General features: G+C 39.3%; 17 protein-coding genes. 8 read left to right on the top strand and 9 right to left on the bottom strand.

Annotated features, from left to right (window positions below):
• Window positions 1–1,503 (bottom strand): methyl-accepting chemotaxis protein (locus NYG85_RS05660; protein ID WP_284937521.1); only part of this gene is annotated, 1,503 nt, incomplete at its 3' end.
• A gap of 171 nt (window positions 1,504–1,674) precedes the next feature.
• On the opposite strand from NYG85_RS05660, the gene NYG85_RS05665 reads away from it, so the two are divergent.
• The 4 genes from NYG85_RS05665 to NYG85_RS05680 are packed head-to-tail and all read left to right on the top strand — an operon-like array spanning window position 1,675 to window position 5,468.
• The gene (locus NYG85_RS05665) at window positions 1,675–2,922 is read left to right on the top strand and encodes an aromatic amino acid transport family protein (RefSeq protein WP_284937522.1); all 1,248 of its coding nucleotides are present in this window, start codon (window positions 1,675–1,677) and stop codon (window positions 2,920–2,922) included.
• A gap of 8 nt (window positions 2,923–2,930) precedes the next feature.
• Window positions 2,931–4,298 carry an L-serine ammonia-lyase gene (locus NYG85_RS05670; RefSeq protein ID WP_284937523.1) on the top strand — a complete coding sequence of 456 codons (1,368 nt, stop codon included), beginning with the start codon at window positions 2,931–2,933 and terminating at the stop codon, window positions 4,296–4,298.
• A gap of 24 nt (window positions 4,299–4,322) precedes the next feature.
• Window positions 4,323–4,886: an NTP transferase domain-containing protein gene (locus tag NYG85_RS05675; protein WP_284937524.1), complete on the top strand. Its 564-nt coding sequence runs from the start codon at window positions 4,323–4,325 to the stop codon at window positions 4,884–4,886.
• Between the two features lie 39 nt (window positions 4,887–4,925).
• On the top strand, window positions 4,926–5,468 hold the full coding sequence (locus NYG85_RS05680; RefSeq protein ID WP_284937525.1) for a YceI family protein: 543 nt from the start codon (window positions 4,926–4,928) through the stop codon (window positions 5,466–5,468).
• An 81-nt stretch (window positions 5,469–5,549) separates the two neighbouring features.
• Here the strand turns inward: NYG85_RS05680 and NYG85_RS05685 are convergent, their stop codons facing one another.
• Genes NYG85_RS05685 through waaC form a run of 4 tightly spaced genes read right to left on the bottom strand, consistent with a single transcriptional unit; the run spans window position 5,550 to window position 9,419 of the window.
• Complete coding sequence (locus NYG85_RS05685; RefSeq protein ID WP_284937526.1) at window positions 5,550–6,806, bottom strand: NRAMP family divalent metal transporter; 1,257 nt, start codon at window positions 6,804–6,806, stop codon at window positions 5,550–5,552.
• A 55-nt stretch (window positions 6,807–6,861) separates the two neighbouring features.
• Window positions 6,862–7,572: a glycosyltransferase family 2 protein gene (locus tag NYG85_RS05690; protein ID WP_284937608.1), complete on the bottom strand. Its 711-nt coding sequence runs from the start codon at window positions 7,570–7,572 to the stop codon at window positions 6,862–6,864.
• Window positions 7,565–8,455 carry a lipid A biosynthesis lauroyl acyltransferase gene (locus NYG85_RS05695; protein WP_284937527.1) on the bottom strand — a complete coding sequence of 297 codons (891 nt, stop codon included), beginning with the start codon at window positions 8,453–8,455 and terminating at the stop codon, window positions 7,565–7,567. Before NYG85_RS05695 ends, NYG85_RS05690 begins: the two co-directional genes overlap by 8 nt.
• Window positions 8,448–9,419 carry a lipopolysaccharide heptosyltransferase I gene (gene waaC / locus NYG85_RS05700; RefSeq protein WP_284937528.1) on the bottom strand — a complete coding sequence of 324 codons (972 nt, stop codon included), beginning with the start codon at window positions 9,417–9,419 and terminating at the stop codon, window positions 8,448–8,450. Before waaC ends, NYG85_RS05695 begins: the two co-directional genes overlap by 8 nt.
• Window positions 9,420–9,481: 62 nt before the next feature.
• On the opposite strand from waaC, the gene NYG85_RS05705 reads away from it, so the two are divergent.
• The gene (locus tag NYG85_RS05705) at window positions 9,482–10,492 is read left to right on the top strand and encodes a 3'-5' exonuclease (protein WP_284937529.1); all 1,011 of its coding nucleotides are present in this window, start codon (window positions 9,482–9,484) and stop codon (window positions 10,490–10,492) included.
• Here the strand turns inward: NYG85_RS05705 and NYG85_RS05710 are convergent, their stop codons facing one another.
• The 4 genes from NYG85_RS05710 to NYG85_RS05725 are packed head-to-tail and all read right to left on the bottom strand — an operon-like array spanning window position 10,493 to window position 13,478.
• Window positions 10,493–11,254 (bottom strand): tRNA 2-thiocytidine biosynthesis TtcA family protein, encoded by a 762-nt coding sequence (locus NYG85_RS05710; protein ID WP_284937530.1) that lies wholly within the window; start codon window positions 11,252–11,254, stop codon window positions 10,493–10,495.
• Entirely contained in the window at window positions 11,251–11,934 is a 684-nt protein-coding gene (locus NYG85_RS05715) for a 5'-methylthioadenosine/adenosylhomocysteine nucleosidase (RefSeq protein ID WP_284937531.1), read from the bottom strand. Before NYG85_RS05715 ends, NYG85_RS05710 begins: the two co-directional genes overlap by 4 nt.
• Window positions 11,931–12,857 (bottom strand): ACP S-malonyltransferase, encoded by a 927-nt coding sequence (gene fabD, locus NYG85_RS05720; RefSeq protein WP_284937532.1) that lies wholly within the window; start codon window positions 12,855–12,857, stop codon window positions 11,931–11,933. Before fabD ends, NYG85_RS05715 begins: the two co-directional genes overlap by 4 nt.
• Before the next feature lie 3 nt (window positions 12,858–12,860).
• On the bottom strand, window positions 12,861–13,478 hold the full coding sequence (locus tag NYG85_RS05725) for an FKBP-type peptidyl-prolyl cis-trans isomerase (protein ID WP_284937533.1): 618 nt from the start codon (window positions 13,476–13,478) through the stop codon (window positions 12,861–12,863).
• Window positions 13,479–13,624: 146 nt separating this feature from the next.
• Between NYG85_RS05725 and thiM the strand changes: the two genes are divergently transcribed.
• The 3 genes from thiM to NYG85_RS05740 all read left to right on the top strand — a co-directional run bounded on the left by thiM (window position 13,625) and on the right by NYG85_RS05740 (window position 15,933).
• On the top strand, window positions 13,625–14,440 hold the full coding sequence (thiM, locus tag NYG85_RS05730; RefSeq protein ID WP_284937534.1) for a hydroxyethylthiazole kinase: 816 nt from the start codon (window positions 13,625–13,627) through the stop codon (window positions 14,438–14,440).
• A 77-nt stretch (window positions 14,441–14,517) separates the two neighbouring features.
• Window positions 14,518–15,363 carry a fumarate hydratase gene (locus NYG85_RS05735; RefSeq protein WP_284937535.1) on the top strand — a complete coding sequence of 282 codons (846 nt, stop codon included), beginning with the start codon at window positions 14,518–14,520 and terminating at the stop codon, window positions 15,361–15,363.
• A gap of 9 nt (window positions 15,364–15,372) precedes the next feature.
• Window positions 15,373–15,933 (top strand): Fe-S-containing hydro-lyase, encoded by a 561-nt coding sequence (locus tag NYG85_RS05740; protein ID WP_284937536.1) that lies wholly within the window; start codon window positions 15,373–15,375, stop codon window positions 15,931–15,933.
• Window positions 15,934–16,135 lie beyond the last annotated feature (202 nt).

Here is a 16,135-nt window from a genome sequence, read left to right on the forward strand (position 1 = left end):
CATTTGCTCCACTGCTGCTGCACTTTCTTGAAGTGAATTTGCTTGTGAATTTGCACCATCGGTTAGCTCTTTCATACTATCATTTAGGATTTTTGCCTTTTGCTCTAAAATTTCAGCCTTGTGCAAGTTATCTTTTAGCATATTTGCAATCTCAACACCGAGCTGATTTACGCCACTTGCAATCAAGCCATTATCATCTAAACGTGCGGTAAAATCGGACTTTTTGTAGCTTTCAAGCAGTTTTAAAACGTCCTGTCCGTCTAGCGAGATCGCCTCTTTTAGTGCTGTTTGTAGGCTAGCTAACGCATTTTTTAGCTCATTTAGCAGTGGATTTTTAGTCATCACATCTAAATTTGAGCCAAATTTACCATCTTTAATCTGTCCGACAAAGAGATTTACGCCGTTTAAGAAATTTCGCTCCTCGGCTAGGTTATTTTTAATATTTGTTATATTTTCATTTATAATGTTTGCCATATCTGCAAACTCATCTTTTGAGCTTATTGCTATCGGTTCGGCGTTATTTACCTTGTGATTTAAGAAGTCAAAGAACGATAAAAGCCCCGATTTTAGCCTTAAAATGATTGAAAGCAGGTATTTTGATAAAAATAGCGAGATGATTAAGGTAACAAGTCCGCAGATGAAAATAACTATCAAAGTTGAGTATAAAAGTCCATTAAGTTCGCTTAAAATATCGCTCTCATCAAGCTCGGCAATAAGATACCAATCCATAGCCGAAATGTAGTGTGAAACGATGATTTTACCGCCATTTTTTATCATCGCTCCATTTTTATCAAGCAAAATTTTCGCCTCATCTTTGCCTAGAAAATCGGCTAAATTTTTATTTCTTAGGGCTTTATCTTTGTGAATTCTTAAAACCCCGCTGTCGTCAGCCATATAAAATTGACCGCTTTTGCCAAGCTTTTGCGATGTGACTAATTTTACCACGCCGTCAAGCGAAACGCCAGTAAATGCAATGCCGTAAAATTTACCCTCTTTGATGATTTTGCTATTTACAAACAGCGTTACATTGCCGGTGTTATCATCGTTATCAACGTTTAAAACGGTTCGTTTAGGCGAGTTTCTTAGCCCAAAATACCACTGGTCGCGCTCGGCGTTTTTATCCATTACCTTTAAAACGCTATCTTTTGCATAATACCTTAATGTAACATCTGAAACCATACCAATGGCAAACAGCCCAAGCTCCGTTTCTACCGACTTTTGATACTTAAAAAACGTATCAAATTTACTCTCTGGCTCGCCCTCTTTCATCCACTCAATGACAAATTCATTTGCCCCAAGTAGCTCAGCAGTCGTGATGATACGCTGAATTTGCCCATTTATTGAGGCGGCTACGCCACTTATTGCCGTTGGTAGCTCGGTATTTACCACCCTGTTTGAATACATATTTTTTGCACTCTGGTAGTTTAAAATTCCTACGCTTACAATTGAGATAAAGACAATAAGCATAAGAATTAACGCCACTTTTACACGTAAAGATCTCATTTTTTCTCCATTTCTTCGATTTTTGTGCCATTATACAACAAAACAAAAAAAAAAAAACAAGTTTTTTAAATTTATATTTTTTTAAAATTTACAACTAGCAAAAACGTTAATGATTGTTTAATTTTTAAGAAACGTAAAAGAAATTAAAGAGTAGAATTAGTTTGAAATTTTATGGAGAATTTAATGGACAGAAAAAAGATGAACGGCTTTGATCGCCGTTGGATGTGGTCGCTGTTTGGCACGGCAGTTGGTGCTGGAATTTTGTTTTTGCCTATTCGTGCAGGCACTGGCGGATTTTGGCCTATTATTATTATGTGTTGCCTGATTTTTCCGATGACTTGGCTAAGCCACAGAGCGCTTGCTAGGTTTGTAAATTCAAGCTCAAAGCCGGGTCAGGATATCACAAAGGTCGTTGAGGAGCATTTTGGCTTTAAGTGGGGCTATGTCGTTACTATTCTTTACTTTTTTGCCATTTATCCTATCTGCCTAGCTTATGGCGTTGGCATTACAAACACGGTTGATTCATTTATCGTAAATCAGCTCGGTTTTGCACAAATTGACCGCTTTATTTTGGCGTTTGTGCTTGTTAGTATGATGATGGCAGTTATGATTTTAAGCGAGGAGATTGTAACAAAAATTTGTGCATCGCTAGTCTATCCGCTCTGCTTTATTTTGTTTGGATTTTCGCTTTATTTAATCCCAGAATGGAAATTTACAGCCATTTCAAACGTCCCTACTTTTAAGGATTTTGTCGTTGTCATTTGGCTTACTTTGCCGGTTTTAGTCTTTGCTTTTAACCACAGCCCAGCCGTTTCTACATTTGCTTTAAGCGTAGAAAAAGAGTATGGCGATGAGAAAAATTTTAAGACAAATCAAATTGAGTTTCACACATCAGCGGCACTTTTAAGCTTTGTGATGTTGTTTGTCTTCTCTTGCATTATGTGCCTTGACGCTGATGATTTTGAGGCGGCACGTGCTGCAAATATACCTGTGCTTTCGTATTTTGCAAATAAATTTGAAAACCCAATCATCTCTTATGCTGGTCCAGCTGTCGCATTTTTAGCGATTTTGACCTCATTTTTTGGACATTATTATGGTGCCAGAGAGGGGCTAAATGGTATCATTAGAAAAACGACCAAAAAAGATGGCGTCCAAACGCTAAGCAATAACACAATCAACACAATTACAACGATATTTTTATACTCAACAATCGTAATTGTCGGCTATTTAAATCCGAGCATTTTAGGCTTTATTGAGGATTTAGGCGGCCCAATCATCGCTGCAATTTTGTTTTTAATGCCAATTATTGCATTTTACAAAGTCCCAGCCTTGGCAAAATTTAGAAACAAAGCGACCGATATTTTCGTCTTTGTAATGGGTTCGCTCACGATTTTAAGCGTAATTGTTAAGATGATTTAAGGCTAGATATGGATTCTATTTTATCTATTTTTAAAATCGGCGTTGGCCCAAGCTCATCTCACACGATAGGGCCAATCCTTGCAGCAAACCGCTTTTGTGAGCTAATCGCCCCAAATTTAGAGCAGGTAGAGCGTATCGTAGTCACTCTTCACGGATCACTTTGCCTGACTGGCAAGGGGCATTTAACCGATGTAGCCTGCCTAATCGGACTAAATAACGTCACTGCAAAAGATGTAACGCCAAATATAAAGACCAAAATTTTAAAAGATGTCTTTGATGATAAAAAAATCAATCTTTGTGGCAAGAAATTTATAAATTTTAACTACAAAAAAGATATGATTTTTAACCCAAAAATGCTTACTTTTCACGAAAATGGGCTAATTTTTGAGGCGTTTAGCAGTAATGGCGAGATTATAAATTCACACACTTATTACTCAACTGGCGGTGGATTTGTTTCAAGCGAGGACGAGATAAAAAATGGTAAATTTAGCAATCAAATTGAAAAGGAGTTGCAGTTTGACTTTGACAGCGCAGCACGCCTAGCTGAGCTTTGCAAGGTGCATAATAAAAATATCGCTCAAATCGCACTTATGCGAGAGGCTGAAATTCACGGCGAAGAGTATGTCAAAAACTACTGCTTAGAAATTTACAAAGCGATGATTGAGTGCTATGAAAACGGCATAAACTCAACCGAGCGAACCCTGCCCGGTGGTATCGGCATAAACCGCCTAGCCCCAGCGATCAAAAAACGCCTAGAAGCCAACCCAAAAGAGGACCTTGACCCACTTGCCGTGATTGACTATATGGCAATGTATGCAAGGGCGATAGCAGAGGAGAATGCAAGTGGTGGCAAGGTCGTAACAGCACCGACAAACGGGGCGTGTGGCGTAGTCCCAGCGGTAATGCTTTATACTAAAAATCATAGATTTTATATGGATGATGCAAAGGTTATTGACTTTTTATTAACCTGCTGTGCCATTGGCTATTTGTATAAGAAAAACGCCTCAATCAGCGGTGCTGAGGCTGGCTGTCAAGCAGAAATCGGAGCTGCATCATCAATGGCAGCTGCTGGTATGGCACTAGTTAGCGGAGCGACCACACAGCAGGTGCTTTCAGCCGCTGAGATCGCTATGGAGCACCATTTGGGGCTTACTTGCGACCCTGTTGGCGGACTGGTGCAAATTCCTTGCATTGAGAGAAACGTGCTTGGAGCGATAAAGGCTGTAAGTGCCGCAAAACTCGCCCTAGAAGGTGGCTACACACCGCATGTAACACTAGATGAGGTCATCATCACAATGTATAAAACTGGCAAAGATATGAACCCAAAATACAAAGAGACCTCGCTAGGCGGACTAGCACAAATGGTGAGTTGTTAAATTTATTATGATAAATCACTCATTATGATTTTTGAAGTTTGCGTGATTTTAGCCGGTGGCAAAAGCTCTCGTATGGGGCGCGATAAAACGCTTTTGCCATTTGGCAATTTTGCTACGCTTACGCATTTTCAAGCCCACAAGCTATCAAAAATTTTTAAAAATGTCTATGTTAGCTCAAAATTTGATAAATTTAACCCCCCGCTAAATCTCATAAAAGATGAAAATTTAGATATTTTCTCGCCAATGCTAGCACTTAGCTCAATCCTTAAAAATTTTAACACGAGCGTTTTTATCATACCTGCTGATATGCCCTTTGTAAAACTTAGCACGATAGAAGAGCTAGGCAAATACGCCGATACTTTTGACGCTGTGATCCCAAAAGATAGCCGTTATCGCCACAGCCTTTGTGGATTTTTCTCGCCAAAACTAGCGTTAAAGGCGGACGTGCTTTATAAAAAAGATGAGCATAAAATCGGACTTTTATTAAATGACGCAAGGGTTAAAGAGCTGTTTTTTGATGATGAAAGCGAGTTTTTTAACATAAACAATCCAAACGATTACGAAAAAGCATTAAGTGAAAATTTTTAAAATTATTATAAAATAACGATTTTAAAAACAGGAGAAACGATGAAAAAATCACTTTTTATTTTAGCAATTTTAGTCGCAACCTTATACTCAAAATGGCTCAATATTGATAAACCGCACTCAAACGTAGGCTTTATCTCAAAACACCTTGGCATTTCAAACGTAAATGGCAACTTCAATAGCTACGAAGCAAAGGTGGATTTTGACGAGAAAAATAAAACCCCACGCCTGATTGAAGCAAATATCAAAACCGCCTCAATTTTTACCAAAAATCAGAGGCGAGATGCGAATTTGACAAGTCCGCTCTTTTTTGATGTCAAAAACTATCCTGAAATAACTTTTAATATGAAGGATTTTAAAAACGATAAAATTTTTGGCGTGATTGAGATTAAAAAAATCAAAAAAAATGTCGTATTTGACTACAAATTTAACGGCGAAGCACCCGATAAAAACGGCTCAATCAAAAATAGCTTTACGATAAGCGGTATCATCAAACGCAAAGACTTTAACATCGGCAAAGAGTATCCAGAAACTCTTGTAAATAATGATATTAAAATCATCGTTGATATTGAGGCTGAATACTAGAAATTTTAACATATTTTTAATAATAGCACTGCTTTTGGCAATGCTATTATCTGTTTTTAGCTAACTTTGTTGGCTTTTATTTTAGCCTAAAACCCCAAGCTTATAAACTACAAAAAATATCGCAAACAGGCTTAAATACGCAAGTCCAGCAAATGAAAGCCAAAGCAAATAGCCCTTAACCTTATGCTCGGTTTTCATCACCAAGCTTAAATTTAGCCACGCAAAAATCGGCGTGGTAACAAACGAAGCAATCATCGCAAAATTTAGCATAGCACCAACGGCGTGGTTAAACAAAAATATCACGCAAAGCCCAAAAATAGAGCCTAAAATCACTGCTAGGTTTGAGTAAATTCTCTTTGTTTCTTTTTTATTTAACATAAGTCTAATGCTCTCACAATTGACACGAGAATATCCATCAATCACCGTGATAGTCGTGCCAAACATACACATAAACGCAATAAAAGCAATAAGTCCCCTAGCCCACTCGCCAATAGTTTGTGCATACATATTTATAAACTGCTGAATATACTTAACCCCAGCACTTTGCACCTCCTCGCCAGAGCCAAACTGCACCAACGCCCCAAGTGCTAAAAACACGAGTGCTAAGATAGCCGTGCCAATGTAGCCTACGTTAAAGTCAAAAAGCCCGTCATCATAGCTCACCTTTTCAAGCTTCTTTTTTGCGATGACCCACATTGAGTTTAGGGCTGAAATTTCAATTGGAGCTGGCATCCAGCCCATAAGTGCGATGATAAATGCTAGCGAGCTTAGCTGCCAAGGCGAGGGTGCGATATAATCAAGCGGTGCCACGCCATTAATGCCGGTGCGATGAAGTGCGACTGCCACAGCCCAAAGCGTGGCGATTGTAAGTGCTATCATAATCATCTTTGAGACGCTATCAAGCAGTTTGTATCGCCCCATTAAAATAATAAGACAGCTTACAAAAATCACGACCAAGCTAAGAATAGAAACGCTAAGCTTAAATGGCAAAACAAAGCTTAAAATCGCCGCACTAACAAGCGAAACGGCAGCGATATTTATAATCGTAGAAAAGATATTTAATATCAAAAAGAGCCAAATGTAAAATTTACCCTTTTGATAATAACCGCTAACAAGGCTGCGTCCGTTATCAAGCGTGTATTGCGCTCCAAAGCGAAAAAATGGGTATTTAAAGAGATTTGCTAGGATTATTATCACGGCTAGTTGCCAGCCATAAATCGCTCCGGCTTGGGTTGAGGCGACTATGTGAGACCCGCCAACGGCAGCTGACGCCATTAAAATTCCCGGACCTAGTGCGTTTAGTTTTGAAGTAAGTGTAGATATTCGTTTTTTACTCATTTTTTTACCTTAATTTTATTTTGGGTTTGTATTGTATTTAAAATTTGAAAAAATTTTACTTAATATACTTCCAAAACGTGTATTGAGCGTAAAGTTTTGCTATCACGTAGCCATCAAAGCCATCTTTAAAGCCACCTTTAAGGATAAAAAGCCTAAAAAATGTCCAAAATGGATTAAAAATCGCCTTAAAGATGTTGCGTTTTGCACCGAGCGTTGAGTAGCGATTTTGCTTGTCAATAAACTGATAAACGCTATCGTAAGCGTAATGGATAAAGTGATTTTTAAACTCGCCAAATTTCTCGTTTTTATCGTTTAAAACGACCTTTTCGTGAATTTCTCTGCCGTCAAAACTGGCATATTTTTTGTTAAAAAATCGCACCGAAAAGTCCGGATAAAGCCCCATTGATTTTATGCTTTTGCCAAAAAAATAGTTAAGCCTTGCTACCTTGTAAGCCCTAAATTTTGACTCATTTAGCACATTTTTTAGCTCATCTCTTAGCTCATTTGTAAAAATTTCATCGCTATCAAGAACGAAAACCCAATCAAATTTAGCACTATCAACGCCATATTGCTTTTGCGCGCCAAATCCAAGCCACTTTTGGCTTAAAACTCTCACATTTTTAAACTCACTACAAATTCCTAGCGTCTCATCGCTTGAACCGCTATCAACGACTACGACCTCATCTGCAAACTCCACGCTATTTAGCACTTCACGCAGATATTTTTGGCTGTTAAAAGTTAAGATTACGACGCTAAATTTACTCATAAATTCTCTCATAAAAGTGTTTAAATCGCTTGTGAAACCAAAAATATTCATCTGGCTTTTGCCTAATCATCGCTTCACAGGCGTCCGCTTGGGCTTGTGTGGCTAGTTTTATGGCGTTTGCTTTATCAAAATCGTTAATATCAACCGCCTTAAAAAAGCAAATCTCACTCATTTGCTCATCAACACTGCTAATAAAAGCACTCACAATTAGTGCGTTTGTCTTTTGTGCAAAAATGCTAACTGAGGGCGTGTGAAGCACCCTTTTGCCAAAAAAGCTAACCTCAATGCCCTCGCTTTTTGCCGTGTTTTGATCAACTAAAATTCCAACCAGCCTTTTTTGTTTTAACGCCCTTAAAATGCCCTTTGCAGCGCCACTTTTCTCAATTAGCTCAATGTCAAACTGCGTGCGATTTGCGTTTAAAATTTCATTTATGCTCTTGCTATCTAGCCTTCGCCCCAAAATTGAAACTGCGCCAAAACGTGCAGCCATAGCAAGGCTAAACAGCTCCCACTCGCCAAAATGAGCAGTAGCAACGATGACACTTCGCCCTGAATTTATCGCTTCAAGCAAAAACTTCTCATCTTTAAAACGCACCCGATTTAGCACCTTTTGCTTTGTTGTGTTTTGATTTTTTATGAAATTTATGCCTAAAAATTTTGCAAAATTAAAGTAGCATTTTTTGGCGATTTCTAGCTTTTTTTGCATTGAAATTTCATCACCAAACGCCATATTTAAATTACTCATCACCACCCTAAAACGCCTTTTATTTACTCTCATATAAATAAAAGCCAACCCCTTTGCAATGGCGTTGTGAAGGGCGTTTGGCGTGATAAAAATTATAAATTTAAAAACATAAAAAAGGCAGAGATAGACCCTATCCATTTAATAGCCTTTTTGCGAAATTTGCGATAGTTTGGGGCAGAATTTCTTTAATGCAAAAGTCGTTTTTATCAATGCTCCTAGCATCTGGCTGTTTGCCGGTATCAACGACTAAATTTTTAGGCGTAACAAAGGCGTTTCTGCGACTTGGGCGGTTGCCAAAAAGCGTGATTGAAGCGACATTCATCGCCCAAGCAATGTGAGTAATACCGCTATCATTGCCAATTAAAAGGTCGGCGTTTGCAATTTTTTGCGTCAAAGTAAGCAAATCCACTCGCTCTAAAACCTTAGCGTGAGTGCCAAGCGTAAGCTCATTTGCGGTTTTTAGCTCCCTGTCATTTGCCTGTGTGATGAGAATTTCATACTCTTTAAGCAGATTTATCACGGCTTTAAATTTATCATAGCACTTGCTATCTTCACTTGCAAATGGAGCGATGATTATGCGTTTTTTAGGGCGTTTTTCATCTAAAACTTGCACGTTAAAGCAGGGCTGTTTATCTAAAATTTCATCACGAGTAAAGCTAAAATTTAGTGCAAATGCTGCAAGGCTAAGGTTTCTAATAATTATATTTTCGTTGTAGTCAATTTTTAGCTTGTGGCGATAAAAAAGCCCAGCAACGCCCTCTTTTACGCTATTTACGCTAAATCCGTAGCTATTTTTGCCAAGCATTTTTGTGATGATTGCTGATTTTAAAAGCCCCTGAAAATCAATGACAAAATCAAACTCCCCAGCACTTTTTAAAATTTTCACGCACTCATTTAATTTTTTATCCTTTAAAGGCAGGATAAAAAGCCTATCAATTAGATGATGATTTTGTAAAATTCCAGCAAATCTTTTATCCACAAACCACGAAATTTCGCTATCTGGTAGGTGTTTTTTAATAAACTGCAAAACGATGATACAATGAACAATATCGCCAAGCGCTGAGAGCTTAACTATGGCTATTTTTGGATTTTTCTCTTTCATAATCGGCTTTAAAACAAATTTTGGCTATGATTTTATAAAAATTTGACTAAAAAAGGCTTAAAATGGCTAAAAGTTATATCTGCGTTTTTGACTGCGAAACCATACCAGACGCTAATTTGCTTCGTAAAATTTACGATTTTAGTGGCGATGATTTAGAAGTGAGTTTGCAAGCTTTTGAGTATCAAAAAAGCGTGAGTGGGAGCGAGTTTTTGCCAATTATTTTTCACAAAGTCGTTGCGATTTCAGCTGTAATGGCTGATGAGTTTGGCAGGTTTATTCGCGTTAGCACGTTAAAAGGCGAAAATGAGCGCGAAATTTTAACAAAATTTATAAATTTCATAAACGAGCACAACCCGCGTCTTGTTAGCTTTAATGGTCGTGGCTTTGATTTGCCGATGATTATGGCTAGGGCTATGCGTTATAATCTCTCAGCGGCTGCATATTTTGAAGTGGATAATAAAATTTTAAACAAAAACAAATGGGAGAATTACAAAAGCCGATATGATGGGCGTTTTCACATTGATTTGCTTGATCACATTAGCGATTTTGGTGCAGTTAGGGGCTTAAAGCTTGATACGCTTTGTGCGGCTTTAAATTTGCCCGGCAAATACGATGTAAGCGGAGATCAGGTCTTAGAGCTGTTTTATGAGGGCGAGATTGAAAAAATCAATGAATACTGCGAATCTGACGTGCTAAACACCTACTGGCTGTTTTTAAAATATGAGCTTTTAAGGGCGAATTTAACGCTTGATGACTACGCAAACTGCTTAAATTTAATGAGTGCGTATTTAGAGAAAAACTGCGTTAATCGTGGCTATACAAGCGTCTTTTGTGAGCTAGCAAAAGATGAGCTAAATAGGCTAAAAAGCGGTAATTACGAAGAAAATTTCACTCAAAATGTAGAAATTTCTAGTGGCGAAATATCTCAAAAAATGTCAATAAACGAGCTTGAAAACGAGCTAAAAAATTTAGGGCTTGCAGACACGATAAAAAAGGGTGCAAATATCGCTTTAAAGCCTAAAAAACCGCAAAATGATGATGACTTGCCAAGCATAAATTTAGATGATGAGTAATCACTCATCATCACGGCTATTTTTTGGATCAAAAAATGTGTTTAAATGGATATTTTCAAAGGCTGCTTTTAGACTTGTAAATAGCTTTGGATTTTGCTTTTCAAGCTGTGCTAAAAGCTCTTTGGTTTCACTCCTTGCGTGTGGCATTTTCACATCAAATCTCATTGCCGGACAAGCCTCATCGCCGATGACAAAAAGCTCGTTACGAACGGCATTTTCACGCAAAGCCCGCTCACGCACGTAGATAAATGGACGGATAACTTCAATGCCGTTTTTAGCTGTATATTTTGGTGCAAGGGTTCTTAACGCGCCGTTGTAAGTGAAGTTCATAAAAAAGCTCTCAGCCGCATCGTCAAGATGATGAGCTATTGCAAGTTTGTTAAAGCCGTGTTTTTGGGCGTAGGTGTAAAGATAGCCACGCCTCATTCGGCTAAAAAAGCTACAAAAGCTGGAATTTTTACGGATTTTATCCTTTGAAATTTCAAAGATTGAGCTGTCAATAACCTCGTGTTCTATGCCGTGTTCATTGCAAAATTTTGTCAAATATCCGTAATCCTCGCCCATACCATAGCTTAAAGTTACGGCTTTAAACTCAAATTTCTCTGGCGTTACATTTTGCATATGTTTTAGCACAAAAGCAAGGGCAAGGCTGTCTTTACCACCACTAAGACCCAGCAAAATTTTATCGCCACCACAAACCATTTTGTATTTTGCGTTCGTTCGCCCAACGATACTTAAAAGCTTTTTGCTTAAATCTATCATAAATTTTCTACCATTTCTAGCACAAAATCGGCTGAAATTTTTGCCGAGCTGTGTAAAAACTCATCAAAATCAAACTCGGCCGAGCCATTTGCAGAGTCGCTAATCGCGCGAAGCACGAAAAATGGCACGTTTAGCTGAGCGCAAACCTGAGCCACGCTCGCACCCTCCATCTCAACGGCGTCTGCTTTAAACATCGCTTTTATCCACGATTTTTTCTCGCTACTACACACAAACTGATCGCCAGTAGCGATGATACCGCCCGTTAGTTTTAGCCCTCTTTTTTGTGCGATTTTAACAGCTAAGGCATTTAAGCTCTCATCGGTTTTAGCAAAAATTTCAATACCCGGCACATATCCGTGTGGGTGCCCAAACGCCGTTATATCAAGGTCGTGCTGAGCTAGACTTGTAGCATAAATCAACTCGCCAATCTTTAAATTTTCATTTAACGCACCTGCCACACCGCTAAAAAGTAGCGTTTTTGCGCCAAATTTTTCTATCATTAAAGTTGCAGTAAGGCTTGAATTTACCTTGCCTATCTTTGAGTAGGCGATGATTAAATCCTTGCCTTTGTAGTTTGCTTTGTAAAATGAGTTGTTTGCGCAGTTGATAGTTTCATACTCACCCACGCGCTCTAAAATCGGCGTAATCTCTTCATTCATTGCGCCTAAAATCGCTATCATTTGCCCTCCAAAAATTTCACAGCCTCATCAAGTGAAGCTAAATCTGTAATGCTTAAAGTTGGTTTTTGTGTGATTTTTTTATTCATACCGCTTAAAATTTTTGAGCCAAGCTCAATGAAACAATCAACCTCGTTTTCGTGATTTTTAATGCTTTGTTTATAAAGCACTGGGCTTATTAGCTGATCTTTTAAAAGCTCTTTTGCCTCGTCTTTTGTGGTGTAAATTTTGGCATTTACGTTTGAGATGACCGGTAAAAAGCTATCATTTAAATACTTGCCAAGTTCGCTAAAAAGGGCGTCGCTAGCTGGTTTTAAAATCGGACAATGAGAAGCCACTGACATATCAAGAAGCATAGCACGTTTTGCACCAGCACCCTTAAACGTGGCTTCTAAACTAGCTAAATCATCTTTTAGCCCTGCTACTACGATTTGTCCGTCGCAGTTGTAGTTTGCAGCATAGACGCTTCTGCCTTCATTTCTAGCTTCACTGCAAATTTTCTCAACCACGCTATCATCAAGTCCAAGCAAGACCATCATACCAGCGCCCTTGCCATCACACGCCTCTTGCATAAACTTGCCACGCAAATTTACAAGCTTTATGGCGTCTTTAAAATCAAAAGCGCCATTTACGGCTAAGGCACTAAACTCGCCAAGAGAGTGCCCTAGGCTAAATTTTTGGCAAGGCGCGATATTTTCGTTTAAAGCAAGATAGCTCATAAGTGCGTTTAAAACGATAGCTGGTTGGGTAAATTCGCTCTTATTTAAAAGCTCGTTTTGGCTAAAAAGCAGGTGCTTAAAATCAATCTTTAAATACTCACTAGCCTCGCCAAGCAACTCACGACAAGGGGCGAAATTTTCGTAAAATTCCAGCCCCATACCGACACTTTGAGAACCCTGTCCTGCAAAGATAAATGCGTATTTCATATCTTAATGGTGCTTTCCGCAGCAACCGCCGCCGTGCTTGTGATGCTCTCCACCACAACAACCCTCATCGTTATCATCATCGTGTCCGTGTCCGCCACAACATCCGCCACCGCCGTGGTGGTGATGATGTCCGTGGTCGTGTCCACCACATCCGCAAGTGTGAGCCCCAGCTACCATACCAGTGGCTTTCTCGTCTTCACTTGCCTCTCTAATCTCTAAAATTTCAACGTTAAAAAGCAGGTCTTTACCAGCGTAAGGGTGGTTAAAATCCACCATAACCTCATCTTCGCCGATAGCCTTAACAATAACTCTCACGCTACCGCCATCCTCGCCCTGACCAAAAAGCTCCATACCCTCTCTAAGCTCAATACCAGCAAACTGCTCTTTTGGTATAGCTTGAAGTGCGTTTGAGTCGTATTCTCCGCACGCATCAGCGGCTTTTATCGTGATAGTGGTCTTATCGCCAGATTTTAAGCCTAAAAGCTCATCTTCAAGCTTTTGGATGATATGACCTTGACCGGTTACAAACGAAATTCCGCCATTTTGCATATTTGATTCTAAAATTTCGCCAGTGTTTGCGTCTTTTAGCTCATAAAACATTGTAATTACTTGATTACTCACATTTTCTCCTTGGTTTAAAATAATTAGGGATTTTAGCAATAAAAGATTAAAAATAAGTATAAGTTACAAACAATATTAAAAATTTACGCTATTTTAAAGCCAAAATTGCTAAATTTAAGCTTTAAATTTCATAAAAAGGATACAAAATGGATATTTTAACAAACATTCGCTCAAAACGACCACTAATTCACTGCATAACAAACTACGTAACGGTAAATGATGTCGCAAACGCGCTTTTGTCGTTTGGTGCGGCACCAGTTATGGCTGATGATGAGCGTGAAGTAGAGCAAATGGTAAGCATAGCAAACGCCCTAGTAATTAACATTGGCACACTAAACGAACGCACAATAAACGCAATGATAAAGGCTGGCAAAAAGGCAAATGAGCTAAAAATTCCAGTCGTGCTTGACCCAGTTGGCGTTGGCGCAACAGAGCTAAGAACAGACACGGCGTTTAAGCTAATTGACAACATAGAATTTTCGCTAATTCGTGCAAATATCTCAGAAGCTGGGGTCTTAGCTGGTGGCTTTGGCAGATCGCGTGGTGTTGATGCAAGTAGCGAAGATATCGGCTCTGGCACACCAAGTGCGATAAGCTACGCAAAGGCGATAAATAAGCGAACTGGTGCGATTGTGGCAGTTTCTGGCAAAACCGATGTGGTGACTGATGGCGTGAAAATTTCGCTTTGTGAAAACGGACACGAGGCGATGAGTAGGATTAGCGGGACTGGATGTATGCTCTCAGCACTGCTTGGGGCGTTTTTAGCCAGTGATTATGATAAATTTACAGCCGTAAGCGAAGGCGTGGCGACAATGGCGATTTGTGGCGAGAGAGCGTTTAGAAAGACAAAGGAGATGGGCTGTGCTATGTCAATGTTTAGGACACTTTTAATTGATGGATTTTTTGAGATTGATGATGAAATTTTAGAGATGTCAAAAATGGTTACGACCATTAATGCTTGAAAATTTTTTAAATTTTTAATGTAAATTTTAATTTTAAAGTATATAATCTCAAAATCTAAATTTTAAATGGAGGCAAGATGAGAGTTATCCACACAGATGAGATAAAAAGAGTCGTAAGTGAGCTTTGCAAGCAGGCCTGTTATGTCGTGACGCCAGATATGAAAGAGGCGTTTATTAAAGCACAAAAAAACGAAACTTCGCCACTTGGCAAGGATATTTTAGGCAAAATTTTACAAAATGCCGACCTAGCCGCACAAAAAATAGCACCGATATGTCAAGATACTGGTATGGCAGTGGTTTTTGTTGATATCGGTCAGGATGTGAGAATTGAGGGCGAATTTTTAGAAGATGCCATAAATGCCGGCGTGGCTGATGGCTATGTTGGCGGATATTTAAGAAAATCAGTCGTAAATGACCCGATTTTTGAGCGAAAAAACACGCAAAATAACACCCCAGCCGTGATAAATGTGCGTATCATTAAAGGCGATAAAATTCACATAAAAGTCGCTCCAAAGGGCTTTGGCAGTGAAAATAAATCAATCTTAAAAATGCTAGTGCCAGCTGATGGACTTGAAGGCGTTAAAAAGGTATTTTTAGAGGCTGTAAAACTAGCTGGTCCAAATGCTTGTCCTCCAATGGTAATTGGCGTAGGTATCGGCGGGACAATGGATAAAGCAGCACTTATGGCAAAATACGCAGCCGCAAGGGACGCTGATAGCAAAAACCCAGATGAAAGATATGCAAAGCTTGAAGATGAGCTTTTAGAACTTGCGTGTAAAACTGGCGTAGGACCGCAAGGGCTTGGCGGTAAAAGCACCGCAGTAAAGGTAAATATAGAGTGGTATCCAACTCATATCGCTGGTCTGCCAGTTGCTATAAATATCAACTGCCACGCTGCACGCCACGCAGAAGCTGAAATTTAAGGATTAAAGATGTCAGAGATAAAAAGAATAACCGCACCATTTGATAAAGATGTCGTAAAAAGCCTAAAAGCAGGAGATAACGTGCTAATAACTGGCACAATCATCGCCGCTCGTGACGCCGCTCACAAGGCGCTAACCGAAACCCTAGCACGTGGCGAGAAGTTGCCAGTAAATTTAGCTGGCGAAACGATTTACTATCTTGGACCAAGCCCTGCAAAACCGGGCGAAGTCATCGGTGCTGCTGGTCCAACAACAAGCGGTAGAATGGATAAATACACGCAAACAATGATAAATGAAGTCGGCATAAATGGTATGATAGGCAAGGGATATCGCTCAGAAGCGGTCGTGGAGGCGATGAAAAAATCTGGCTGTGTCTATATGGTCGCTATTGGTGGCGCTGGGGCGTTGATTAGCCAAAGTATCAAAAAATACGAGGTTTTAGCCTATCCAGAGCTTGGTCCTGAGGCTGTGGCAAGGCTTAGCGTTGTTGATTTCCCAGCGATTGTGGCAATTGACAGCGAGGGTAATAACTTCTATGAAGTCGGTCAAGCGCCGTTTAAAGAAATTTAGCAAATGAGCCAAAGTTTGGCTCATTTTAGCTTAAAAATTATAGTGCAAATTTAGCATAAACGAACGCTCATCGCCAGCTCTTGCTGATGAACGCCAATATCTCTTATTTAATACATTATTAACAGCTAATGTGATTTGACAACTTTTACAATAACCTTTATAAATATAGCCAAACTCCGTTTAAAGAAATTTAGCAAATGAG

It is taken from the genome of Campylobacter gastrosuis (assembly GCF_030249845.1).
GTDB lineage: Bacteria > Campylobacterota > Campylobacteria > Campylobacterales > Campylobacteraceae > Campylobacter_A > Campylobacter_A gastrosuis.

Coding starts and splice junctions, on each gene's coding strand:
- NYG85_RS05665 (WP_284937522.1), top strand. CDS start 1,675: ATGGAGAATTTAATGGACAGAAAAAAGATGAACGGCTTTGATCGCCGT.
- NYG85_RS05670 (WP_284937523.1), top strand. CDS start 2,931: ATGGATTCTATTTTATCTATTTTTAAAATCGGCGTTGGCCCAAGCTCA.
- NYG85_RS05675 (WP_284937524.1), top strand. CDS start 4,323: ATGATTTTTGAAGTTTGCGTGATTTTAGCCGGTGGCAAAAGCTCTCGT.
- NYG85_RS05680 (WP_284937525.1), top strand. CDS start 4,926: ATGAAAAAATCACTTTTTATTTTAGCAATTTTAGTCGCAACCTTATAC.
- NYG85_RS05685 (WP_284937526.1), bottom strand. CDS start 6,806: ATGAGTAAAAAACGAATATCTACACTTACTTCAAAACTAAACGCACTA.
- NYG85_RS05690 (WP_284937608.1), bottom strand. CDS start 7,572: ATGAGTAAATTTAGCGTCGTAATCTTAACTTTTAACAGCCAAAAATAT.
- NYG85_RS05695 (WP_284937527.1), bottom strand. CDS start 8,455: ATGGATAGGGTCTATCTCTGCCTTTTTTATGTTTTTAAATTTATAATT.
- waaC (WP_284937528.1), bottom strand. CDS start 9,419: ATGAAAGAGAAAAATCCAAAAATAGCCATAGTTAAGCTCTCAGCGCTT.
- NYG85_RS05705 (WP_284937529.1), top strand. CDS start 9,482: ATGGCTAAAAGTTATATCTGCGTTTTTGACTGCGAAACCATACCAGAC.
- NYG85_RS05710 (WP_284937530.1), bottom strand. CDS start 11,254: ATGATAGATTTAAGCAAAAAGCTTTTAAGTATCGTTGGGCGAACGAAC.
- NYG85_RS05715 (WP_284937531.1), bottom strand. CDS start 11,934: ATGATAGCGATTTTAGGCGCAATGAATGAAGAGATTACGCCGATTTTA.
- fabD (WP_284937532.1), bottom strand. CDS start 12,857: ATGAAATACGCATTTATCTTTGCAGGACAGGGTTCTCAAAGTGTCGGT.
- thiM (WP_284937534.1), top strand. CDS start 13,625: ATGGATATTTTAACAAACATTCGCTCAAAACGACCACTAATTCACTGC.
- NYG85_RS05735 (WP_284937535.1), top strand. CDS start 14,518: ATGAGAGTTATCCACACAGATGAGATAAAAAGAGTCGTAAGTGAGCTT.
- NYG85_RS05740 (WP_284937536.1), top strand. CDS start 15,373: ATGTCAGAGATAAAAAGAATAACCGCACCATTTGATAAAGATGTCGTA.